Genomic DNA, 23,484 nt, shown 5'->3' on the forward strand with positions numbered 1-23,484 from the left:
CCTCCTAAAGTTAAATGTTAATGATAATCATTTTCAATACAGTTTTTATAATAGTTCTCTGATTAACATATGTCAACAAGTAATTGAAAATGATTCTCAAAATCATTGACACTCCTTATAACTTACAATAGACTAGGGAATAAATAGCGTTTATAAAAGTATCTTAGGAAGGTTACCATTATGTTATTAAAAACAAAGGGGCAAAGATTACTTGGTCTAATCATAGCCGGTTCTCTATTAGTCTTATTAATGTGTGCAAGTGTTGTGTACGGATATACGGAAACGTCTTGGAAAATGATTCTAGATGCTTTTCAAAATAATAATGGTTCCAATGAACATATAGTGATAGAAACAGTAAGATTGCCACGAGCTCTAATTGCTGCTGCTGTTGGAAGTAGTTTAGCTATTTCAGGGGTCTTGATGCAAACTCTTACGAAAAATCCACTTGCTTCGCCTGGGATTTTTGGCGTGAATGCGGGAGCTGGATTTGCGGTAGTTTTAGCAGTTACTCTATTCTCAGTAAGTAATCTACAAGCATTCACTTGGATATCCTTTTTAGGAGCGGCCGTAGCAGCAATTGCTGTTTATATTATTGGTTCCACAGGCAGAGAAGGACTTACACCAATGAAATTAACTTTAGCTGGAGCTGCAATGTCAGCTATGTTTGCTTCTTTTACTCAAGGTTTTCTTGTCATAAATGAGGCTGCTTTTGAACAGGTGCTATTTTGGTTAGCTGGATCAGTTGAAGGTAGAAAGATGGAAATCTTATTAAATGTTTTACCATATTTACTTTTAGGTTGGTTAGGATCTCTTATAATAGCTTCTAAAATGAATGTTTTATCTATGGGAGAAGATGTTGCCAAAGGTTTAGGAGTAAATACAGGTTCTTTAAAAATTATAGTTGCCGTTATCGTCATTCTATTAGCGGGAGGATCTGTAGCTATTGCCGGACCAATAGGATTTATTGGAATTGTGATACCACATCTTACAAGATTTATTGTTGGTATTGATCATCGTTGGCTTATACCTTTTTCGGGCGTTCTAGGGGGGATTTTGTTACTTGTAGCGGATATATTGGCTAGATATATTATTATGCCACAGGAAATTCCGGTAGGAGTTATGACTGCCATCATAGGGACTCCATTCTTCATCTACATTGCAAGAAAGGGGTTTAATGCACGATGAATAATCAATATAAAAGTTTTAGAACGTTAAAAGGAAAAATTTCCTTTCTATTAGATAAAAAAGCTACATTCGTATTAATAAGTTTTCTTGTAATTACAGGAGTTGTGTTTATATTCAGCACAGGTTTAGGGGATATGAGATTAAGTCCTTTAACTGTTTTGAGTGTTCTTTTTGGTGGAGGAAACGACCTTGAGCAGCTTGTAGTTCAATCCTTTCGATTGCCTAGAATTATCGTTGCATTAATAGTGGGAATGGCTTTAGCGGTAGCTGGCGGAATCCTTCAAGGGATAATTCGAAACCCTTTGGCCTCACCCGATATTTTAGGAATAACAGGTGGAGCATCCGTAGCCGTGGTAAGTTTTTTAACCCTTTTCAGTGATACTAATAACTCTCTGACAGTAAGTATTAAATGGTTACCTCTTGCAGCGTTTATTGGTGCCGTGGTCATTGCGCTGCTAGTATACATTCTAGCGTGGAAAAATGGTGTATCTCCTATAAGAATAGTGCTGATCGGAATAGGAGTTTCGGCGCTCATGCAAGCTTTAACTACACTTATGATGATAATGGGACCAATTTATAGGGCGAGTCAGGCGAATATATGGATTACTGGTACTGTTTATGGTTCTAGCTGGAGCAATGTAGCTATATTAGTACCCTGGACGATTATTTTTGTAACAATTGCTTTCTTTATGGTGAAGAATATAAACATTTTAGAGCTTGGAGATGACATAGCTATAGGGGTAGGAGGACGTATTCAACGGCAACGTTTCTTCTTATTATTGATAAGTACTGCTCTAGTAGGGGGTTCTGTAGCATTTGCTGGTGGTATTGGATTCGTCGGTTTAATGGCTCCTCATATGGCAAGAAGGTTAGTAGGTTCTTCATTTGGAGCACTTTTACCTGTGTCCGCATTAATTGGTGGAATATTGGTTATGTTGGCTGATTTAATCGGGAGAACAATGTTTTCGCCTTTAGAAATTCCTGCGGGTGTGTTTACTGCGGGAATAGGGGCACCTTATTTTATTTATTTATTGTTTAAGACAAGGAATGCATAATAGTGACAAATTGAAGGAGTGTATTGAAATGAAACAAGTGATTGAAACACAAAATTTAACCCTCTCGTATGGGGAGAGTATTATTATAGATGATTTAAATCTTCAAATACCAAAAGGGGAAATTACTGTTTTCATTGGTGGAAACGGGTGTGGAAAATCAACACTTCTTCGTTCAATTGCTCGATTGTTGAAGCCTAAAACCGGTGTAGTGTTGCTAGAGGGAGACGCAATATCTAAGATGTCTACTAAGGATGTTGCGAAGCAAATGTCTATTCTTCCACAATCTCCAGTTGCCCCTGAAGGATTGACAGTGCTTCAATTAGTAAAACAAGGAAGATATCCTTACCAAACTTGGTTAAAGCAATGGACAGTAGAAGATGAAGAAAAAGTAACGAATGCTTTAAAAGCTACAGGTATTGAAGATTTAAAAGATCGACCTGTAGATTCTTTATCCGGAGGACAACGCCAAAGAGCGTGGATTGCGATGACTTTAGCTCAAGATACCGATATTATCCTTTTGGATGAGCCAACTACTTATCTCGATATGACGCATCAAATTGAGATTCTTGATTTACTTTATGAACTAAATGAAAAAGAGAAACGAACAATTGTAATGGTTCTCCACGATCTAAATTTGGCATGTCGGTATGCGGATAATATAGTTGCGATTAAGAATCAGAAAATCTATGCACAAGGTAAACCGGAGCATATAATAAGCTGCCCTTTAGTAAAAAATGTGTTTGGTATGGACTGTCAAATAACCAAAGACCCTCTATTCGGTACGCCATTATGTATTCCATTTGGTAAGGGAAGATGCATTTTAGAGGAAGTAGGACTTTAATTGGACCTAAACCTAGATAAGCTACGAAAATTACGTCTGACTACAGAAAAGTTGAATTCTTCTCTTTCAATTGAAACGTCAAAACTCATGGATGAATACTACCTAAAGGAATATTTAGTTAAACTGCAGCAACACATTGGGGCAGCTAATATGAAAGTTGCAGCGTCTATTTTTATAAAAAGATATGCATTTTTGTCTGTTATTTATTTATATACAATGACTAGTAATAATAAAAGATTAAATATCTCTTTTAAAAATGTCTCATTAGAAACTAAAGATAGCGATGAACTTTGGCTCCCTTGTTTCTACTTTCACCATTTAAATGTGCAAGCTCTTGAAGGAAATCGACAGGATTGGCGCGCAAGTAGTATAGAGATTCTTTTTAAAGAACATATATCCCCAATTCTTAACAACCTATCTTATGTTACGAAATTATCAAAGCTTGTTTTGTGGGAAAATATTGCAGTTTATATTTTCTGGCTGTATGAAACGGTCTTACTAGAGGAAGGAATTTCTCAAAATGTTGTAAAACGTGCAGAGGAAGACTTTCAATCTATCCTTTCACCTACGTCAAATAAGCTCTTTGGGGATTATAGTGAAAATCCTTTAGCAAGATATTATAAAGGAGAGCTAGGAACGACAAGTAGGAAAAGAATTACTTGCTGTTACTCTCATTTAACCAATAGTGACAAGTATTGCACAACCTGTCCACATATTTCGAAAGAAAAAAACTAGGCATCAAAAAATGTCTAGTTTTTTTCTTCTTTCTTTAAAAATACCCCATCAGCCAATTCATTTTTCTTCATTAAATTTTGTTTTGTATTTAATAATAATTCTCCTTCTATTCCATATTTATATGTTAATAGCGATGTATAGACAAAAGTAAAAGATAACTTACCGCAGAAATATTTATTGCCAACTCTACTAATGCAATTGGATCGATGAGAAGTGAGTACCATTTATTCTCAAGCACTTCGGGTATATCGAAAGCATCGGTGGACAATAAATTTTAGGAAACTATTGATAATTTTCCTAACAGTGATATTCTTCCGAATACAAATTAAAATTCCCTATACATACTCCTAATGATATTAGCTATTCCCCCATTCTAATGAAACATAAGATTTTAATATACAATTTCGTCCTTCATAGTTTTTTGTCGAAAACAATAATTCGATGGCACATGTCCCATAAACTATATTTTGTTATGCATATAGTATGGAAAAACAGAAGGAGATTAATTATGAAAGTAATCGTAACAGGGGGGGCTGGATTTATCGGTTCACACCTAGTAGATGAACTTATTTCGAAAGGGATAAAGGTACATGTTCTCGATAATTTAAGCTCAGGAAAAATCGAACAAGTAAATCCACAAGCAAATATGTATGTAGTTGATATTTGTAGCGAAGACGCAAAAAATATTATTTCATATATTCGCCCAGATGCAGTTTTTCATTTAGCTGCTCAAGTAGATGTAGAAAAATCTTTACAAAATCCTAGTCATGATGCGGATGTCAATATTATTGGAACTATTAATATGTTAGAAGCTTGCCAGAAGGCAAAGGTAAAGAAATTCATTTTCGCAAGTACTTCCGCAGTATATGGAAATTTAAATAAAGGGATCATATCCGAAGACGAAGAAACTGTACCATCATCATATTATGGTTTATCAAAGTTGACTGCGGAGTCTTACATAAGGCTTTTTTATGAGCTTTATAGACAAAACTATACTATTTTGAGATATGCAAATGTATATGGACCTAGACAATTACCAAAAGGAGAAGGGGGAGTAGTATCTGTCTTTTTCGATCGTATAAACAAGGGTGGAAGCATCAGCATTCATGGAGATGGAAAACAGACGAGAGACTTCATCTATGTACATGATGTAGTGAATGCAAATATTGCCGCTCTTGACTATGGAGCTCAAGAAACGATACAGATTAGTACATCGCAAAGTACATCAATTAATGAAATACTCTCTCTAATAACAGAAATAAATGGAATACAAGTAACGAAAGAATTTACACCTCCAAGAGAAGGGGATATCAAACATAGCTGTCTTAGTAATAAGAAGGCTCAAGATATTTTAAAGTGGAGTCCAATGTATAGCATAGAAGCAGGATTAAAGGAGACTTATTTTCACCAAACGTCAGCGTTAGATGGACACGAGGAAGAAACAAATGACTAATTTGTGCATAGAAGAGGAGTGGGTGGCAAAATGACAAAAAAGCCGAAAATAATGATTACTGGTGCAAACGGATTTACAGGAGTGCATGCTTGCCACTATTTTAAGAAGGCGGGCTATGATGTAATTGCTGTTTTCAGAACCTCCCCTGCACGGATAACGGATGAAAGAATTCAAATGGAACTATGTGATTTAACCGACAAACACCAAGTAAACAGGCTAATAAGTCGTACTAAACCAGACCAAGTACTGCATCTAGCAGGGCAAAACAATGTTCTAGAATCATGGAATGATCCAATTGTTTCTTTAGAAGCAAATGGCATGTCCACAGCATATTTGGTAGATGCAATACGCAAAGAAAATTATCACTGTAAAATAATAGTTGTTGGATCAGCGTTTCAAGTAGATTTAAGTATGACCTCCTTTCTTCTACACCCCTATAGCTTAACTAAAACAATTCAAACATTAATCGCTCAGGCATGGGAATCGCTATATGGAATGGATATTGTTATTGCTAAGCCTTCAAACTTAATAGGGCCAGGAGAATCTAAAGGAGTATGTTCTATACTGGCAAAAAAAGTAGCGGAATTGGAAGTATATGATTCAGAAAAAGTACTTACAGTAAATAATCTGCTTGCACATAGAGACTTCCTGGACGTAAGAGATGCTGTTAGTGCTTATGAAAAGATTTTTCAAATAGGAAAATCCGGTGCAATTTATGATATATCTTCCGGTAAATCAAGGAGTTTAAAAGAAGTTACAGATACTCTACAAAATTTATCAAAAATAGAAATGAGAGTACACGCTATAAATAATACACAAGAAAAGATTCTTGTTACCACAAATAAAGAATTGTTAGACGCAGGGTGGAAACCCTTAATTCCATTTGAAAAATCCTTAGAAGATATATTAAATTATCAACGTCAAAACCTCCTTTAGAATTTGGTTCTAAAGGAGGTTTTAAGTATGATAAGGTTAAAGAAATGGAGAGGCATTTGAAAGGAGAATCAAATATGCAAAAATATACATATAAACACCCCAATGCAATTGATACAACAACGGTAATCGCTGTATACAATGATACTGGGGAAATTACCCATTCGTTTCAACGGTATTATTCAAATAGACTAAAAAAATTGTTAGATAAGGCAATGGACTATCGTTATTTTTTATATTATAACGTCTTTGATGTTGAGGAAACACTAGTTTTTACATGCAAAAAGATTTCAAAAAAAGGTAGAGTTTATTATGAAGCGATAGACCATTTGCAAGAAAATAAATTTATAGTAGCTTACGATAAATGGAAAGAATTGATACCAGATCTTACGATTACAGATGGTCACATACATATTCAGCTTCACAAAGAAATGGAGAACTGGTCTCGTTTTACACATAACGAAAAAGAAATTGCTCGATGGAGGGCAGAGATAGGGGATCAATTTACAATTTTTTTGGAAATAGAAGAGGACTCTCCAATACAAAACGTTGCTTTCTTTATTGCTATTAGTCAATGTGCATTGTTTATTGGAGGGTAAAATATCTGGAAGGAAAGGTTGAATCGAATGAATGGAACTGCAATGTTTAAAATGACTTTATCCATGGCCATTTTTGGTTCTATCGGTTTTTTTACAGGAAAGACAGGCATACCTGCAGCGGAATTGGTTTTTGTTCGCTGTATTTGTGCCACGCTTTTTTTAGGGTTGTGTTGGCTCTTATCTGGTCAATACAAAGTGGAGGATTGGCAAAAGAGAGAAGTTTTGCAAACAATCGTATGTGGTATCTTTTTAGTCTTAAACTGGGTATTTTTATTTAAAGCCTTTGAAGAAATGTCCATTACGATTGCCATCTCTATTTATAATCTTGCACCGATATTTGTCTTGCTAATAGGTAGTTTGTTTCTAAAAGAAAAGATAAGCATCACGTCTTTATTGGCCATTATTGTCTGTTTTCTGGGAAGTATATTTATTATTGGTATTAAAGATTTTTCTTCATGGTCAGAATTTTTGGATTCAGGTTTTGTATGGGCATTTTTATCGGCTCTATGCTATGCAATGACCATGCTACTTGGCAAGGGGATTAGCCATATGAGTGCATATGCTATGACGTTTGTACAGACAACGATTGGCATTCTTATGCTTTTCCCTTTTATGAACTTTGAAGTGTTCCAAGGTTTAACTGAGACTAATTGGTTCTACATATTAGGGACAGGCTTGATACATACTGGTTTTGTCTACTATTTATTTTTTGATAGTTTACGAAAGTTATCGACTGTCATCATATCGGCATTAGTTTTTGTTGATCCAGTAGTAGCAATATTACTAGATACTATTATTTTAGATTTCCGTCCTGCTCTGTTACAAACATTTGGAATTTTCCTTATTTTCGGTGGTATTATTTATACAATCATTAAACCAAATACGTCTATAGGAGGATGATTATGCTGTTTCAAAATGGTCAACTAGTCGTTCGTGAATTAGACTTTAAAGATAGATGTAAATTAGCAGAATGGCTTTCTAATCCAGTTGTTCTTGAATTTTATGAAGGAAGGGACAATCCATTTAACGTGGATAAGGTTATAGAAGTATTTTTTCATCCTGAAGAGGAAGTACGTTGTATGGTTGAATGGGATGGTGAAGCAGTAGGGTATATTCAATTTTATAAATTAGATGATGAAACAAAGGAAGAGTACGGGTATACACAAGAGAATATCTATGGAATGGATCAATTTATAGGAGAAAACAAGTATTGGAATAAAGGCATTGGCCAAAAATTAGTACAAGCTATGGTTTCCTATATAGTGGAACATAAACAAGCTGAAATCATTGTAATGGATCCGCAAACATGGAATAAAAGAGCGATTCATTGTTATGAAAAGTGTGGATTTAAGAAGGTGAGATTATTGCCTAAACGTGAATTACATGAAGGGGAATACAGAGATTGTTGGTTGGTGGAGTATAAGTCTTAAGTTTAAAATCTTTTTTGGCACAGGTAGAATAAAAAATTCCAGGAGTGATAGAGTTGAGTATTTATGATATTAAAGTAAAAACACCAGAAGGTGTGGAATACGATTTAAATGAATATAAAGGAAAACCGCTGTTAATTGTTAATACTGCAACAAAATGCGGACTTAGCAATCAATTCGAGGGATTAGAAATGCTGCACAATAAATACAAAGACCAAGGGCTAATAGTGATTGGTTTCCCATCCAATCAATTTCATCAAGAGGTTAGCAATTCAGAGGAAGCAGCAAATGCTTGTCGGATGAGCTACGGCGTCACATTTCCTATGCATGAGATTGTGAAGGTAAACGGAAAGGACGCCCACCCTTTATTTAAACACTTAACAGCTAACAGTAGGGGATTTCTATCAAGCAATATCAAATGGAACTTCACTAAATTTCTTGTGGATAAAGAGGGGAAATTAGTGGAAAGATATTCGCCAACAGACAGCCCTGAATCATTTGAAAAAGATATTCTGAACGTTTTATAGAAATAATACTGGATGACTTGAATCTTTATAAAGATTCAAGTCATTTTTTGGTGAGAACCACAATGTTTAAGTCCCACAGAAAAAAGGAATAGGGATGTAAAGGGTAATTGAGGAGGAGAAAAAATGGGGAAACTTACATCATATGATCAAATTTTATTGGCTTATTATGTTTATAACTTTATAGTGGAAAATAAAGAAGAAGCATTACAACAATTAAATTACACTGCCCAAGACCGCCTGCCAGGCTTTGATAAAACAATAGAAAAACTTCTTGATGAAGGATGGATGAGTAACAACAATGAAAATTTAGGGATTACAAATGAAGGAATACTTCATATTGATAGCATTTTACATATTCAGTCTTATGCTACGGAGAGAAATAAATTATCCTATGTAAAGGATAGTCTTTTAATAAACGAAATCGAATTGTCGTCACCAACACTGAAAGAATACATTTACAAACATGTAGGTATTGAGAATTAAACTTAAAATGGTCGTCCTTAAAAAGGATGATCATTTTTTATTGTTCATTTTTCTTCGGCTTGTTTATTTGAACAGATAGGATTAATTCAGTAGTACCAATGATTGCAGAAAGAGCGGTTGGGCTATAGTAGTATTATCTTTTCTGTGGTAAGATTCTTCTTATTGAAAATCAATAAGAAAAGAAGGAATATATGTGGCTTTTAGCAAGAAGAATAATTTAGGGGAAAAGTTAAGTTTATTTCACTTAACTTGGCCTATTTTTTTAGAAGTTTTTTTGTTTATGTTAATGGGGATTGCAGATACATTTATGCTTAGTGCTCTTTCTGATGACGCTGTCTCAGGAGTTGGAGCAGCAAATCAATATATTCATATCGCTATTTTAATACTTGAAGTAGTTGGGAATGGGGCTGCTATAGTAGTTTCACAATATTTAGGATCTAAACGATATATGGAGGCATCAAAAATTTCTGGTTTAGCAGTAACGTTAAACCTAGGAGTAGGGATAGTTCTCAGTATTGGATTTGTGTTGTTCTCCAAAAGCATGATGGTTGCCATGAATTTAACAGGAGATGTGTTAGTTCATGCACATCAGTACCTATCTATTGTAGGTGGAGCAATTTTTCTACAAGCTGTCATTAATGCATTGGCGGCGATTATTCGCGTACATGGATATACAAAGCAAACGATGTTTGTTTCATTAGGAATGAATATTATTCATGTGCTCGGAAACTACGTGCTTATTTTTGGAAAGTTTGGTTTTCCAGAACTTGGCGTACAAGGAGCTGCAATTTCTTCTGTTGTCAGTCGGTTGATAGCACTGTTAGTATTCTTCTGGTTGTTATATCGAGTAATGGAATATCGTGTTCAAGTGAATTATTACTTTACAATCTCAAAAGAATATATTCGAAAAATATTAAAAATTGGTCTACCATCTGCATTTGAACAAATTTTGTACCAAGGCTGTCAAATTGTATTTTTATATTATGTGACATACTTAGGAGCAGAAGCATTAGCTGCAAGACAATATGCAGTCAATATTTCTATGTTCACTTATCTATTTGCGATTGCCATTGGAATGGGAACTGCAATTATAATAGGTAGATTCGTTGGGGCAAATGAAAAAGACGAAGCATATAAATCTGTATGGTTCAGTGTGAAATTGGCGCTTCTTTTCACCCTAGTGATGGTTACGATTGTTATGATATTCAGAGTTCCATTTATGAGCCTGTTTACAGATAATGAGCAAATCATTAAAATTGGAGCATCCGTGTTAGTGCTAAGTTTATTACTTGAAACCGGCCGGACTATGAATATTGTCATTATTAATTCTTTACGTGCCGCCGGGGATGCAACTTTTCCGGTCGTCATGGGTGCGTTATCCATGGTTATGATGAGTCTACCACTTGGTTACTTTTTAGTTTTTGTATTAGACATGGGGCTTCCAGGTGTTTGGTTGGCAATCGCGGCAGATGAATGGACACGTGCAATTATTATGTATTTTAGATGGAAGAGTAGAAAATGGGAAAAGTTTGCACTTATTCATCCTAAAGAGAAAGAAACTATATTAAGTGAAGGCGAAGCATTGTAAATGCTTCGTTTTTTCTATTGTTTCAAATAGTTTTCTAGGCATTAATTGGTCATGGCTCTAGTCACTACTCTATCAGATTGAAGACAAAAGGAAGTTTGCTAGTTCATTATTTTGATTTTAGTCATCATTTTTTATATACTTTAGATTATTCTTCCTAATTATATAGAAAATAACAAGGTATCATTTTATTGGTCTGGAGAAGCGCCCGCTCGACTCCTGCGGAAAGCGAGAGGTAAGATTCGGAATGAAAAGAGTTATTTCAATTAAATAGCGCAACTAGAGCTTTTATAAAAAATACATTAATTATTAGTAAAAAATAGGAGGATATCTAAACAATCATATGTTTTAATTAGATTATAAGATATCTTGAATTGGAGGTGAATAAGTTTGGTCAAGGAATCAATGCAACTTCCTTTCGTAAAAGTTTTGATGGAAGGGATACAAGAAATGGTATTTGTTATGAGGGTAGGAGAAGATGCTAACTTCTATTATGCTTTCATTAATAAAGCAGTAATGGATACCATTCAACTAGACCCACAAGTCATAGGTCGGACATTTCGGGAAGTACACGATCTAGAAAAGGCAATCCTATTAGAACAACAATATGCAAAGGTTTTAAAAACTGGGGAGCCTGTCACATTTGAATCTAACTTTACAAATATAAATGGCGAGGTTAGAAATGGGAAGTCTACACTAACACCTTTATTTGATGAAGGTGGATCGTTTACTCATATAACTTCTATTACACAGGATATTACGAAAGAAAAAATAGCCGAAACAGACAGAGATGTAAATAGAAACCGTCTTGTAAAAGCCGAATCCCAGTACCGCTCCTTATTTTATAAAAACTCAGATGCCATTTTTACAATGGACCTGCATGGACATATATTAGGTGGTAACAAAACAACAGAAAAATTAAGTAAGTATTGTATAGGTGAATTAATCGGTAGAAACTGTATAGAATTTGTTGACTTAAAAGATCGGGAAAGGGCAAATAAATATTTTACGCAATCGATTAACGGAGATTTGAAAGATTATCGTCTAAACCTTATAGATAAAACTGGTGAAAGTATTGGTTGCTTAGTTAATTTCATTCCTATTCATCTTCATAATATAATTAGTGGTATTTATGTGATTGTAAAAGATATGAGAGAATTGGACAAACTAGTATCAAAATATGATGAGAGTGAACAGATTTTTCGAATTATCACTGAAAATGTTCATGACGTCATAATAATGATGAATCACAACAAAGAGTACTTATATGTTTCTCCATCCAGCAAAGAGGTATTCGGATTTGATTACGAGAAGAATAGTAAGCATGTTCCATTTTTTAATATTCATCGAGATGACGTAAATTTATTAGATAACAGATTTGACCACTCTATTCACCATGCAAAACCATTTCAAGTTCAGCTAAGGGCGTTGCATCAAGAGAAAGGTTGGATTTGGATCGAAATTAAAGGATCCCCAGTTTATGGTGATGAACAACAGTTTCAGTTTATGGTTATGACTGCTAGAGATATGACCTTGCAAAAAGAGTATGAAAAAAATCTTGAATATTTTGCCTATCATGACTCGTTGACTGGTTTACCAAATCGACGATTTCTAAGTGATCGGCTTTCGGAACTTCTTGAAGAGAAACAGTCAGGAATTACTATTATTTTTCTTGATATAGACGATTTCAAATGCATAAACGATGAATGGGGTCATGAAATTGGTGATTTGGTTATTCAGGAATTTAGTAAAAGATTAGCTGAAGCTATTGATACCCATGATATAGCCGCTCGACTAGGAGGCGACGAATTTATCGTCATGCTTCCATTTGTGGACAATGAGGAGGAGGCTATTGAAGTCGCCAATAAAATACAGCGAGCAATGGAAACCCCATGGCATGTGGAACATGCTGAACTAACGATTACGACAAGTATGGGTATCGCATTATCTAAGCAGGAAGATATATCTGAAAGCGTTATGTTAAAAAATGCTGATTTTGCCATGTACGAAGCTAAAAGAGCGGGAAAAAACTTATATAGAGTAAAACGTTTCTAAGTACAGTTAACTTAGAAACGTTTTTTAATAAATTTTTATTAAATAGCAAATGGGACTTGAATTTTTAACTTCTTCAATTGGTCTACTGCTTTTTTCAACACTTCGACATCTTGTACTAGTGCAACACGAACGTATCCAGCCCCCTCAGATCCAAATACTGTGCCTGGAACCATGACTACACCTGTTTGATTTATTGCTTCGAATGCAAACTCTTTATCATCCATTTCGTATGGATATTTTGCCCATACGAACATTCCCCCGCTGGAAGGTGTTACTGTCCAACCGATGTCTTTTAATCCTTCAGATAAAACTTTATGTCGCTCGGCAAAAACTGTCCGCAAACGATCTGTTATTTCTTCTGCATTATTTAATGCAGTAATTCCAGCTTCCTGGATAGGTTCGAAGATACCAAAATCTAAATTTGATTTTAATTGTTTCATAATCGTAATCATTTCTGCATTTCCTACAATATACGCAACTCGCGTACCTGCAAGACTGAAGCTTTTGGACAGTGAGTTAATTTCCATACCGACTTCCATTGCGCCAGGTGTCGCTAAAAAACTGCTTGGAGAATCGCCAGAGAAATAAAATTCAGAATAAGCAGCATCATGTAAAATAATAACATTATATTTCTTTGCAAACGCAACGGCCTTTTCAAAAAAAGCTGGATCTGGCATAGCTGGAACAGGATTTCCTGGTAAATTTAAAATCATCAGTTTCGCTTTATAAGCTACTTCTTCAGGAATTGCATCTAAATTAGGTAAAAAATTATTTTCTTCTAATAGATTCATATAGTATGGAACTGCTCCAGCCAATTTAATCCCCGCATCGTATGCAACATACCCAGGATTGGTTGTTAACACATAATCTCCTTCGTTACAAAATGCGATAGGAAGGTGAACAAGCCCTTCTTGAGATCCCATTGTTTGTACTATTTCTGTCTGAGGATCAAGTAAAACGTTCGTACGTCGTTTATAATAATCAGCAACTGCTTCATAAAAACGTTGTGTTCCATTTAGCATATAACCATATGAAGTGGCTGAATAACTTTGTTCTGATAATACTTTTCTTGCTTTTTCATCTGGTGGCAGGTCAGGACTACCTAAGCTCAAATCATATAGTTCAAAACCTGCAGCTTTTTTAAGCGCGGCGGCTGCTTTTAAGTCTCCGAAAATAGCAGGTTCAAAAATAGACATTTTTTTAGATGGTTCGATAATCAATTAAAAGCACTCCTCGCTAGCAAATTTAAAACTTATTCTATCACAAATTAAATCAATATTGTGAAAAATAATGCATACAATATATCTGATGTTTTGGCTATTTTGTGAATAGAAGATATATCCAGTAAATACAGGCAATCCAAAGCAAGATAATAACAATTCCCGCAAACCAATTATTTTTCTTCATCCTATTCGATTTTGCTGCTAATAATCGACACTCAATTAAAATATTGTTCGGTATTAATTTTAAAACAATAGAAATGGCGAAGGGAATTAAAATTAGATCATCCAGATATCCAAGTACTGGAATGAAATCAGGTATCAAATCAATCGGGCTGAATGCATAAGCAACAATAACAAGTGACAAAAGCTTTATGTAAAAAGGTAATTCGGGATGTTTATATGCCTCCACTAGTACGAAAATATCTTGTTTAATTTTCTTGGCATACGCTTTTATTCTAGAAAACATATGTCTATCACCTAAATTCATTTTATACATAAGTATACGCTCTTAATGTTAGGATGAAAATGAACGAATCGTTATAATTAGTTTAAAATAAATGGTAATCGAAAGGAGAAAGAAAGAATGGAGATAACAGATATTGAAGCACTATACAAAAGGCTTATTGATGCATGGAATATAGCGGATGCAAGAGAAATGTCAGATTTATTTTCATTAGATGGTGTCATGATTGGTTATGATGGGAGTTTAGAGGTTGGGCGTGAAAACATGTTTGCGCATTTACTGCCAGTTTTTGAGAGTCATCGCACTGCCAAATTTGTTACAAAAGTGAAAGAGGTTTCTTTCCTAAATGATGACACAGCGTTATTGCGTTCGATTGCTGGAATGATTCCTCCGGGAAAATCAAAGATTAACCCCGCAGTAAATACGCATCACACGTTAGTTGTGGAGTTTAAAGCAGGAAAGTGGCAGATAAGATTGTTCCAAAATACTCCTGCCCTTTTTCACGGAAGACCCGAGCTAGTTGACCAGATGACAAAAGAATTAGAGGAAATTTTGAATACATAAAAAAACATGAGTTTTGATCTCATGTTCAGACTGTAGACAAACTCGTATTTATTTTTATATAAGATAGACCAGGTTTTCCGAAGCTTACCGCTCGCTTTCCGCGGGCGAGCGCCGAGCCGCTTCGTCGCTACGCTCCTGCAGGGTCTCGTCTGTCTCGCTTTTCCCGCAGGAGTCGAGCGGACGCTTCTCCAAACCAATAAAATGCTTCCTTATTATTTTCTATTTACTTAGGAAGAATAATCTTGAGTTCATAGAAATTGATGACTAAAAATATAGAACGGGACCAATTAGCAAACTTCCTTTTGTCTACGGCTTCAACATGAGTTTTGATCTCATGTTTTTTTTATACCTTTTATCACATCATATGCACGCAATGCGCGTAATCTTGCACTTGAATGGTCAACGATAGGCAGTGGATAAGTAGAACCAAGCTGAATATCAATGCCTTTTAAAATATCGGAAGGAGCATCCCATGGACGATGAATGTATGGAGCGGGAAGTTTAGCTAGTTCCGGAACCCACTTTCTTATGTAATCGCCATTAGAGTCAAACTTTTCGCTTTGAATAATTGGATTGAATATTCGAAAGTAGGGAGCCGAATCAATTCCAGAGCCTGTAACCCATTGCCAGCCCATTGCGTTATTTGCCACATCAAAATCTACAAGTGTTTGTTGAAACCATTCATATCCAATTCTCCAATCAATCAGCAAATGTTTTACAAGAAAAGAGGAGGCCACCATACGGACGCGATTATGCATATATCCTGTTTCCCAAAGTTCTCGCATTCCTGCATCTACAAGTGGATATCCAGTTAAACCTTTTTTCCAACAATCCACGGCCACCTCATCTTTTTGCCAAGGAAAGTGTTCAAAATTCGATCGAAGTGGTTTCATTGGAAATGTAGGAAACTGAATAAGCTGGTGATAAGAAAATTCTCTCCATACTAATTGTCGGATGAATGATTGAAGTATGGGAGAATCATCTTTCCTGGCCGCATAAAAAATTGAACGGACACTAATATTACCAGATGCTAAGTAGGGAGACAGAGTAGATGTAGCCCTGGAAGCTGGAAAGTCTCTTTTTCTTTCATATTTATATAAATTGTTGCTAAGAAACTGCTCCCATATCTCCAATGCATTCTGTTCACCTGGTTTCCAATATTGCTCTAATTTATCAGACCTATATTTAGAAGAAAGTAAGTGAAGTTCCTCGACTTTTACAGAAGTTATTGGATTCTTATAAATTTCAAACTTATAGGGAGTAGGGACTGGGTGATGTGCAATTACATTCATGCTTTTCTTCCAAAAAGTCGTAAATACCTTATACACCTCTTGATTATGATTGAACATCTCTGCCGGATTATAAAGTAGATTTGCATTGTAGGTACGAGCCTCTATATACTGAGCCTTTAACTGCGTAATAATCTTCCTATCTCTATTCACGATAGATGGCTCATAGCGTTCATTGAAAAAGACGGCATCTGCCTGAGTCTCATGTATTAAATCTTGCAGTACTTCTAAAGAATTGCCAACCCTTATGATAAGTGGAATTCGTTGTTGAAATGAAAGTAGCGAATGATGAAGCCACCATAAAGAGGAATCACTCGCTTGGTATTCTTTTTCTTCTTCCTTTGACCAAATGAAGACAGGGATTACTGTCCCTTGCTGCGAGGCTTCCCATAAGGCAGGGTTATCATGTACCCGAAGATCTTTTCTAAACCAAACGATTATCTTTTTCGTATTCAGAAGACTTCACTCTTTCGCTTGCTTTTTTTCTTCTAATTTTAATACACCATAGATCATTTTATACATCAATAGATAATTGAAAAAGCTATCAATCGGATGATTAACTACAATTATCGGATTATAAAGTTAAATAATCGGATGATTAACTGCAAGAATCGGATAATAAAGCTAAATAATCGGATAATAAACTGCAAAATAACTTAGTTTAGAAAAACTCCATTTTCCGTGCGTCTATTAATTGACGCTAATCATCCATTTGCAAATTTAAATGAAAATTATTGAGAGGATAGTAGAAAATGATGGAGTATGGTAAGATAAAATTAGTAACTGGTACTAATAATAGGTATAGTATATTCGTATAATAATTTGGAGGTATATATGAGAGATTTAATTCAATTAAAAGATAAGAATATTGTTGTTATGGGTGTTGCAAACGAGCGTAGTCTTGCATGGGGAGTAGCAAAGTCGCTTTATGAAGTCGGAGCAAACGTTATTTTTACTTACCGTAAAGAGCGTTCTCTAGGAAAGATTGAAAAGTTATTAGTAGATAATAATTTAGAAGCAAAACTTGTTGTCGCTTGTGATGTTAATAGCGATGATAGTATGAAAGCTGCTTTCGAACAAATTGGAAATGAAGTAGGAGTAATCCACGGAGTAGTTCACTCTGTTGCGTTTGCCAATGGGGAAGATTTAAAAGGTGATTTTATAAACACTTCTAGAGATGGTTATGCATTTGCTCAAGATACAAGTGCATACTCACTTATTGCGGCAGCAAGAGAAGCAGCACCTTTCATGATAGAAGGTGGCTCTATTGTGACGATGACTTATTTAGGAGCAGAGCGAGTGTTAGAAGGATATAACGTAATGGGAATCGCTAAAGCATCATTAGAGGCTTCTGTTAAGTATTTAGCATTAGATTTAGGGAAAAATAATATTCGTGTGAATGCAGTTTCTGCTGGGGCAGTTCGGACACTAGCGGCAAAAGGCATTTCTTCTTTTAATACAATTTTGCATAAAATAGAAGAAACAGCTCCTTTAAAACGTAATGTAACACAAGAAGAAGTAGGGGATATGACGGTTGCTCTTCTAAGTAATCTATCAAGAGGTGTAACGGGAGAAGTTGTTTACGTCGATTCTGGATACAATATTATGGGTTAACCTCAAAAAAGAGGAGAGAGCATATGACGGATCAAAGCGATTTTCAAAAAATATTAGCAAAGCCTGCACAACGAGCGCTAGCAGGAGCAAATATTGAAACCTTAGAACAATTATCGAAGTACTCCGAAGTAGAGATTATGGAGTTGCACGGAATTGGTCAAAATGCTTTCCAAAAGCTCCAAGAAGCACTTTCAGAAATAGGATTGTCTTTTGCTTCCAAAAAATAGAGAGCAGGATGAAGTCACCGTGACTTCATCCTGCTCTCTTTTTATTTAGGGGTCTATACTATTTCGGAATAAATTAAGCGCCCTCGTCCGTCGCGTTATTCGGAATGGAGCAGTTTGGAGATTCTCCTTATTAATCTATAAGTTTTTGTTTTTATCTTCTTTCAATGACAGTCCCTCTGCTTCTCATGATAAGTAATATGAAGTTGTTGAAGTGAGTTTACTACGTTAAAAGAATGAAGTCAACGTCAAACATGACATAGGAATTTATTTTGTGAATTTTTTGTTCAATTTTAAAAAATAATGTTTTTTCATCATTTCAAAGGGTAATTGTATGATATGTGATGAATTGAATGGAGGAGGAATAAGTTTGAATAAAAAGGTTAACGAAAATAGTAAAGATGAACAGTTAGAACAGTATCGTGTAGATGATAGAGAGAAAGCTCTAACGACAAATCAAGGATTAAAAGTTTCGGAGGATGAATTTTCTTTAAAAGCCGGCGAACGAGGTCCTACTCTCTTAGAGGATTTTCATTTTCGTGAAAAAATGACACATTTTGACCATGAGCGAATTCCCGAGCGAATTGTTCACGCTCGTGGCTATGCAGCACATGGAGTATTTGAGCTATATGAATCCTTGCAACCTTATACAAAAGCGAAATTCTTGCAAACCCCTGGTGAAAAAACACCGGTTTTTGTAAGGTTTTCGACAGTAGCTGGTTCTCGTGGGTCGGGTGAGCTTGCTCGAGATGCACGTGGTTTTGCTACTAAATTTTATACAGAAGAGGGAAACTACGATTTAGTAGGAAATAATATTCCCGTATTTTTTATCCAAGATGCTATTAAGTTCCCAGATTTAATACATGCTTTAAAACCAGAACCGCATAACGAAATCCCCCAAGCAGCAACTGCCCATGACACCTTTTGGGACTTTATCGCGAACAATCAAGAGGCTGCCCATATGGTAATGTGGGCGATGTCAGATAGAGCCATACCACGCAGTTTCCGTATGATGGAAGGGTTTGGAGTAAATACATTCAGATTTGTAAATGAGGAAGGAAAGTCCCATTTTGTAAAATTTCATTGGAAGCCAGTACTAGGTGTACATTCAGTCGTATGGGACGAAGCACAAAAGATAAACGGGAAAGACCCTGACTTCCATCGTCGAGATTTATATGAATCAATTGAAAATGGAAACTATCCGGAGTTCGAATTTGGCGTACAGTTAATAGCTGAAGAAGATGAGTTTAAATTTGATTTTGATATTCTGGACCCGACAAAGTTATGGCCAGAGGAAGAAGTGCCTGTAAAAATTGTTGGAAAAATGACTTTGAATCGTAACGTAGATAATGTATTTGCCGAGACAGAACAAGTTGCATTCCATCCCGGTAGTGTAGTTCCTGGGATCGACTTTACGAACGATCCACTTCTACAGGGAAGATTGTTCTCATACACGGATACACAATTAATAAGACTTGGAGGTCCTAACTTCCATGAGCTGCCGATTAACCGTCCGGTATGCCCATTCCATAATAATCAACGAGATGGGTATGGAAGACAAACGATTAATGTGGGTAGAGTGAGCTATCATAAGAACTCATTAGCAGGAAATACCCCAACACCTGTGAGTGAGGCGGAGGGTGGATATGCACACTATCAGGAAAAAATCGATGCCCGCAAAGTTCGTGCTCGTAGTGAAAGCTTTAAAGATCATTTCTCTCAGGCTACTCTGTTTTGGAATAGTATGAGTAATCCTGAAAAAATTCATATTATTAATGCATTTAGCTTTGAACTCGGAAAATGTTTAGAAATATCAGTACGTCAACAAGTATTAGAGATGTTGGCAAACATTGATCTAGACTTAGCGACTAAAGTAGGCGAAAACCTGGGCCTAGTTGTCCAAGGAAATAATCTTACGTCGAATAGTAAATCATCTCCAGCTCTAAGTCAGCTGAATACTAAGATGAAGCCTGACACACGTAAAATTGCAGTGTTAGTAGGAGAGGGATTTGATGCTGACCTTGCAGCGGTTTTAGATGCTTTAAAAGCAAATGGAACACAGCCCGAAGTTGTAAGTGATCATGGAGGAGCAGTTACGGGAGAAGATGGATCCTTATTACCTGTAGACCATACTTTCCTAACTGCTGATTCTGTTTTGTTTGATGCAGTTTATGTGGTAAGTTCACAAGGGAAGACCTCAATGTATAACAAAGAAGCTTCCTACTTTATAAAAGAAGCATATGAGCATTACAAACCAATTGGTGCTTCATTTGGTGGGGAACAATTGATTGATGAACTTCGACTAACAGGACAACTAGGTGTACTCACGAAAGAAACTGGAAATAGTTTTGTTGATAGTTTTATAAATTTAATAGCAAACCATCGTTTCTGGGATCGAGCGGTCTAAATTATTTAAAGGCAAGTCCATACAGTTTGGACTTGCCTTTTCTATTATATTATAAAAAAAATGATAGAAAAATGTAGAGGGGTAGCGTAATGCTTAGCGTTTAGCCGCACGAGGCCAAATGTAATATGAAATGGATATGACGAAATCTATGCCAAGCACAATGCTCCAAACCTTTAATGTACCTGACAAAGCCTCAGATCTTGAAGAATCATCGATTAAATAAATTAAAACAAGGAGTAGTCCTCCTCCGATAATATAAGCGAGTAGATGTTGAAGAGTACCCTTCATCGATTGTTTTGCGTATTCCATCCCCGTTTTACGAACTGGTTTTGTCCCTTGTTTTTGTACATAATACAGAAACTTCTCATCTGCCCAATGAATCATACTTTTACCAAAGGCGATAGATGTTCCCAGATAAATCGCCGCAATTGCATGTGCCATCGTTGCAGTTGCCCCGTTATATAAATCAGTAGCTGTAATGACTAAAAGAATTAAATCAATTACTGGTGTAAGAGCAAGAAAGAAAAGGCCGAGTCGTTCCCGTTTTAAGATATATCTAGTAATGAGCCCTAGTAAAATAACGACCCAAAATCCAACTTCACAAGCAATAATTGTCCATGCGATGAAATTCAAGTTAACACCCCTTTCGAAGGATTACTATTTTTTTAATTGACCTCGTCCTAACTCCCTTTTATCCTTTCATTATTTATTTTAAAAAGCAATCAGAATTTAAGCATAAAATAAATATTTCTCTAATAATAATAAATTATCGCAATAATAAATTATTATATAGGGCAGGTGAATGAAAAATCAAAAGTAGAAGCGTTTTGCAAAATCTTGGGAATACTGAAATTGAAATGATACTACTGAAATTTCTATAAAGGAGATGGTTTTCAAATGAATACAAATATACCATCTCAATTACAGCCTTTTATTCAAATGGTAGATTTTATTGGAATGGCGATGGGAAACAATTGTGAAGTAGTTCTTCATGATGTCAGCAAGATTGAACATTCTATAGTAGCGATCAAAAATAACCATATTAGTAATCGCAAAGTAGGTGGTTCACTAACCGATTTAGCATTGAAAATTTTAAAAGACAAGTCTTATGAGGAAAAAGATTTTTTAATTAATTATTCTGGGAAAACACAAGATGGTAAAATTCTGCGATCTTCTACCTTTTTTATTAAAGATGAATACGGGAATGTGATTGGCATGCTTTGCTTAAATATGGATGTTAGCAAGATCGTTGAAACTAGGAATCTATTAGATAGTTTAATAAGCGGAATAAGCACAAAAAATCAAAATAGCACATATTTAGATGAAAATTTGCCAACTAATGAAGATGGCCCAATGGAAGATTTATCTACGTCAATTGAGGAGTTAACCTCTTCCATAATATTAAGAACAATTGCAGAAACAAATATTCCTCCTTATCGAATGTCAGCAAATGAAAAAATGGATGTAGTGAAACAATTAAATGAGAAAGGGGTGTTTTTGATAAAAGGTGCTGTTTCAGAAGTTGCATTGCATCTTAAAACTTCAGAAGCTACCGTTTATAGGTACTTAAATAAAATATGAAAGGTTGATCTTTATTGAAATATAATTTTGATGAAATAGTTAATAGAAAAGGGACCTATTCCCTTAAATGGGATGGGGGTGAATTGATTAAAGAGATAGGATTTACTGATAGATATGATGAAGAGACGCTGCCATTATTTACTGCAGATATGGATTTACCAGTGCCTCAGTCTTTAATCGAAGCTTTGCATAAAACCGTAAATCATAAAATATTTGGTTATTCCATATTTCCGAAAGAGTACTATGAAGCAATCCAATCGTGGTTTAAAAATAGACATGACTGGGAGATTAAGAAGGAGGAAATTATTTATAGCCCTGGAACCGTTCATGCTTTAAACATTGCTGTAAAAGCATTTACAAATTCAGGTGATGGAGTTATTATTCAACGTCCAGTGTACCCTCCTTTTACATCTGCAATTGAAGGAAATGGACGAAAAGTCATTAATAATACGCTTTTATGTGACGAAAATGGATATTATTCTATAGACTTTGTTGATTTTGAAGAAAAAGCAAAAGAAGAAAGTACCAAATTATTTATTTTATGTAATCCACACAATCCAGTAGGAAGAGTTTTTAATATAGAAGAGCTAACAAGATTATCAGATATTTGTGCAGATAATAATGTGTTAATCATTGCAGATGAAATTCATGGAGATTTAATTAGGCGAAATCAAACTTTTTTCCCAATTTCAAAGGTTACTAATAATGCTGGTCATATAATTACATGTACTGCGATTAACAAAACATTTAATGTGGCAGGTCTCCATTGTACAAATATTATTATATCGAATCCGAAACTTAGAAAAATATTTAGTGAAGAAATGGGTTTTCAATTAGCATCTCCGTTCACAATTGCAGCATTAATTGCTGTATACAACGATGGTGAAGAGTGGTTAGAACAATTGAAAGAATACATCGATGAAACAATCGAATGGGTAATAAAATTTTTAGCAGAAAAAATGCCTCAAGTTAAAGTGAGAATACCTGAAGGGACATATATTTTGTGGATGGATTTTAGTGCATATGGTCTTTCACCCGAAGAAGTACATGAACGCATATACAATAAAGCAAATGTACTTTTGGAAGACGGAATTATGTTTGGAGAGGAAGGGTTATATTATCAAAGAATTTGTATTCCTTCACCACGCTCGATTATTAAAGATGCTTTTGAAAGAATATCAAAGGAATTTTAATGGTTCTTTAAATTTTTTTAAGTAAAATAAACTGAATTTTCAAATAAA

General features: G+C 35.3%; 23 protein-coding genes. 19 read left to right on the forward strand and 4 right to left on the reverse strand.

Annotated features, from left to right (window positions below; genetic code table 11):
* Positions 1-180 precede the first annotated feature (180 nt).
* The 13 genes from WAX74_RS13640 (at position 181) to WAX74_RS13700 (ending at position 12,878) form a co-directional block, all read left to right on the forward strand.
* Positions 181-1,185: a FecCD family ABC transporter permease gene (locus WAX74_RS13640; protein WP_336498216.1), complete on the forward strand. Its 1,005-nt coding sequence runs from the start codon at positions 181-183 to the stop codon at positions 1,183-1,185.
* Positions 1,182-2,240 (forward strand): FecCD family ABC transporter permease, encoded by a 1,059-nt coding sequence (locus tag WAX74_RS13645; protein ID WP_336498217.1) that lies wholly within the window; start codon positions 1,182-1,184, stop codon positions 2,238-2,240. The genes WAX74_RS13640 and WAX74_RS13645 overlap by 4 nt, the downstream gene beginning before the upstream one ends.
* 28 nt (positions 2,241-2,268) lie before the next feature.
* A complete protein-coding gene (locus WAX74_RS13650) occupies positions 2,269-3,081 on the forward strand; it encodes an ABC transporter ATP-binding protein (protein WP_336498218.1) in 813 nt (270 codons plus the stop codon).
* Positions 3,082-3,816 (forward strand): IucA/IucC family C-terminal-domain containing protein, encoded by a 735-nt coding sequence (locus WAX74_RS13655; RefSeq protein ID WP_336498219.1) that lies wholly within the window; start codon positions 3,082-3,084, stop codon positions 3,814-3,816. It begins immediately after the preceding gene.
* 508 nt (positions 3,817-4,324) lie between these two features.
* Positions 4,325-5,269 (forward strand): NAD-dependent epimerase/dehydratase family protein, encoded by a 945-nt coding sequence (locus WAX74_RS13660; protein ID WP_336498220.1) that lies wholly within the window; start codon positions 4,325-4,327, stop codon positions 5,267-5,269.
* 30 nt (positions 5,270-5,299) lie between these two features.
* Positions 5,300-6,205 (forward strand): NAD-dependent epimerase/dehydratase family protein, encoded by a 906-nt coding sequence (locus tag WAX74_RS13665; RefSeq protein ID WP_336498221.1) that lies wholly within the window; start codon positions 5,300-5,302, stop codon positions 6,203-6,205.
* Positions 6,206-6,279: 74 nt separating this feature from the next.
* Positions 6,280-6,801: a tubby C-terminal domain-like protein gene (locus WAX74_RS13670; RefSeq protein ID WP_336498222.1), complete on the forward strand. Its 522-nt coding sequence runs from the start codon at positions 6,280-6,282 to the stop codon at positions 6,799-6,801.
* A 27-nt stretch (positions 6,802-6,828) separates the two neighbouring features.
* Positions 6,829-7,701 (forward strand): DMT family transporter, encoded by an 873-nt coding sequence (locus WAX74_RS13675; protein WP_336498259.1) that lies wholly within the window; start codon positions 6,829-6,831, stop codon positions 7,699-7,701.
* 2 nt (positions 7,702-7,703) lie between these two features.
* Complete coding sequence (locus WAX74_RS13680) at positions 7,704-8,231, forward strand: GNAT family N-acetyltransferase (RefSeq protein ID WP_336498223.1); 528 nt, start codon at positions 7,704-7,706, stop codon at positions 8,229-8,231.
* Between the two features lie 53 nt (positions 8,232-8,284).
* Positions 8,285-8,755 (forward strand): glutathione peroxidase, encoded by a 471-nt coding sequence (locus tag WAX74_RS13685; RefSeq protein ID WP_336498224.1) that lies wholly within the window; start codon positions 8,285-8,287, stop codon positions 8,753-8,755.
* Between the two features lie 123 nt (positions 8,756-8,878).
* A complete protein-coding gene (locus WAX74_RS13690) occupies positions 8,879-9,238 on the forward strand; it encodes a hypothetical protein (protein WP_336498225.1) in 360 nt (119 codons plus the stop codon).
* 193 nt (positions 9,239-9,431) lie between these two features.
* The gene (locus tag WAX74_RS13695) at positions 9,432-10,826 is read left to right on the forward strand and encodes an MATE family efflux transporter (protein WP_336498226.1); all 1,395 of its coding nucleotides are present in this window, start codon (positions 9,432-9,434) and stop codon (positions 10,824-10,826) included.
* Between the two features lie 387 nt (positions 10,827-11,213).
* Positions 11,214-12,878, forward strand: coding sequence for a diguanylate cyclase domain-containing protein (locus WAX74_RS13700; RefSeq protein WP_336498227.1), 1,665 nt, complete (start codon positions 11,214-11,216; stop codon positions 12,876-12,878).
* A gap of 38 nt (positions 12,879-12,916) precedes the next feature.
* Here the strand turns inward: WAX74_RS13700 and WAX74_RS13705 are convergent, their stop codons facing one another.
* Positions 12,917-14,098, reverse strand: a complete 1,182-nt coding sequence (locus WAX74_RS13705) for an aminotransferase class I/II-fold pyridoxal phosphate-dependent enzyme (protein ID WP_336498228.1) — start codon at positions 14,096-14,098, stop codon at positions 12,917-12,919.
* Between the two features lie 97 nt (positions 14,099-14,195).
* Complete coding sequence (locus WAX74_RS13710) at positions 14,196-14,567, reverse strand: YkvA family protein (RefSeq protein ID WP_336498229.1); 372 nt, start codon at positions 14,565-14,567, stop codon at positions 14,196-14,198.
* A gap of 117 nt (positions 14,568-14,684) precedes the next feature.
* On the opposite strand from WAX74_RS13710, the gene WAX74_RS13715 reads away from it, so the two are divergent.
* On the forward strand, positions 14,685-15,128 hold the full coding sequence (locus tag WAX74_RS13715) for an SgcJ/EcaC family oxidoreductase (protein ID WP_336498230.1): 444 nt from the start codon (positions 14,685-14,687) through the stop codon (positions 15,126-15,128).
* Between the two features lie 332 nt (positions 15,129-15,460).
* Here the strand turns inward: WAX74_RS13715 and WAX74_RS13720 are convergent, their stop codons facing one another.
* Complete coding sequence (locus WAX74_RS13720; RefSeq protein WP_336498260.1) at positions 15,461-16,873, reverse strand: cryptochrome/photolyase family protein; 1,413 nt, start codon at positions 16,871-16,873, stop codon at positions 15,461-15,463.
* 378 nt (positions 16,874-17,251) lie between these two features.
* Between WAX74_RS13720 and fabI the strand changes: the two genes are divergently transcribed.
* The 3 genes from fabI (at position 17,252) to WAX74_RS13735 (ending at position 20,662) form a co-directional block, all read left to right on the forward strand.
* A complete protein-coding gene (gene fabI, locus WAX74_RS13725) occupies positions 17,252-18,031 on the forward strand; it encodes an enoyl-ACP reductase FabI (protein ID WP_336498231.1) in 780 nt (259 codons plus the stop codon).
* A 23-nt stretch (positions 18,032-18,054) separates the two neighbouring features.
* Positions 18,055-18,258 (forward strand): helix-hairpin-helix domain-containing protein, encoded by a 204-nt coding sequence (locus tag WAX74_RS13730; protein WP_336498232.1) that lies wholly within the window; start codon positions 18,055-18,057, stop codon positions 18,256-18,258.
* A gap of 331 nt (positions 18,259-18,589) precedes the next feature.
* Positions 18,590-20,662 (forward strand): catalase, encoded by a 2,073-nt coding sequence (locus WAX74_RS13735; RefSeq protein WP_336498233.1) that lies wholly within the window; start codon positions 18,590-18,592, stop codon positions 20,660-20,662.
* A gap of 93 nt (positions 20,663-20,755) precedes the next feature.
* Here the strand turns inward: WAX74_RS13735 and WAX74_RS13740 are convergent, their stop codons facing one another.
* Positions 20,756-21,295 carry a hypothetical protein gene (locus tag WAX74_RS13740; RefSeq protein WP_336498234.1) on the reverse strand — a complete coding sequence of 180 codons (540 nt, stop codon included), beginning with the start codon at positions 21,293-21,295 and terminating at the stop codon, positions 20,756-20,758.
* A gap of 264 nt (positions 21,296-21,559) precedes the next feature.
* Between WAX74_RS13740 and WAX74_RS13745 the strand changes: the two genes are divergently transcribed.
* Positions 21,560-22,243: a helix-turn-helix transcriptional regulator gene (locus WAX74_RS13745; RefSeq protein ID WP_336498235.1), complete on the forward strand. Its 684-nt coding sequence runs from the start codon at positions 21,560-21,562 to the stop codon at positions 22,241-22,243.
* Positions 22,244-22,257: 14 nt separating this feature from the next.
* Positions 22,258-23,436, forward strand: coding sequence for a MalY/PatB family protein (locus WAX74_RS13750; protein WP_336498236.1), 1,179 nt, complete (start codon positions 22,258-22,260; stop codon positions 23,434-23,436).
* Positions 23,437-23,484 lie beyond the last annotated feature (48 nt).

The organism is Psychrobacillus mangrovi, from assembly GCF_037104765.1.
Classification (GTDB): domain Bacteria; phylum Bacillota; class Bacilli; order Bacillales_A; family Planococcaceae; genus Psychrobacillus; species Psychrobacillus mangrovi.

What these genes read in the sequence shown, in the direction of transcription:
- WAX74_RS13640 (WP_336498216.1), top strand. Translation starts at nt 181, where the DNA reads ATGTTATTAAAAACAAAGGGGCAAAGATTACTTGGTCTAATCATAGCC.
- WAX74_RS13645 (WP_336498217.1), top strand. Translation starts at nt 1,182, where the DNA reads ATGAATAATCAATATAAAAGTTTTAGAACGTTAAAAGGAAAAATTTCC.
- WAX74_RS13650 (WP_336498218.1), top strand. Translation starts at nt 2,269, where the DNA reads ATGAAACAAGTGATTGAAACACAAAATTTAACCCTCTCGTATGGGGAG.
- WAX74_RS13660 (WP_336498220.1), top strand. Translation starts at nt 4,325, where the DNA reads ATGAAAGTAATCGTAACAGGGGGGGCTGGATTTATCGGTTCACACCTA.
- WAX74_RS13665 (WP_336498221.1), top strand. Translation starts at nt 5,300, where the DNA reads ATGACAAAAAAGCCGAAAATAATGATTACTGGTGCAAACGGATTTACA.
- WAX74_RS13670 (WP_336498222.1), top strand. Translation starts at nt 6,280, where the DNA reads ATGCAAAAATATACATATAAACACCCCAATGCAATTGATACAACAACG.
- WAX74_RS13675 (WP_336498259.1), top strand. Translation starts at nt 6,829, where the DNA reads ATGAATGGAACTGCAATGTTTAAAATGACTTTATCCATGGCCATTTTT.
- WAX74_RS13680 (WP_336498223.1), top strand. Translation starts at nt 7,704, where the DNA reads ATGCTGTTTCAAAATGGTCAACTAGTCGTTCGTGAATTAGACTTTAAA.
- WAX74_RS13690 (WP_336498225.1), top strand. Translation starts at nt 8,879, where the DNA reads ATGGGGAAACTTACATCATATGATCAAATTTTATTGGCTTATTATGTT.
- WAX74_RS13710 (WP_336498229.1), bottom strand. Translation starts at nt 14,567, where the DNA reads ATGTTTTCTAGAATAAAAGCGTATGCCAAGAAAATTAAACAAGATATT.
- WAX74_RS13715 (WP_336498230.1), top strand. Translation starts at nt 14,685, where the DNA reads ATGGAGATAACAGATATTGAAGCACTATACAAAAGGCTTATTGATGCA.
- fabI (WP_336498231.1), top strand. Translation starts at nt 17,252, where the DNA reads ATGAGAGATTTAATTCAATTAAAAGATAAGAATATTGTTGTTATGGGT.
- WAX74_RS13730 (WP_336498232.1), top strand. Translation starts at nt 18,055, where the DNA reads ATGACGGATCAAAGCGATTTTCAAAAAATATTAGCAAAGCCTGCACAA.
- WAX74_RS13735 (WP_336498233.1), top strand. Translation starts at nt 18,590, where the DNA reads ATGATATGTGATGAATTGAATGGAGGAGGAATAAGTTTGAATAAAAAG.
- WAX74_RS13745 (WP_336498235.1), top strand. Translation starts at nt 21,560, where the DNA reads ATGAATACAAATATACCATCTCAATTACAGCCTTTTATTCAAATGGTA.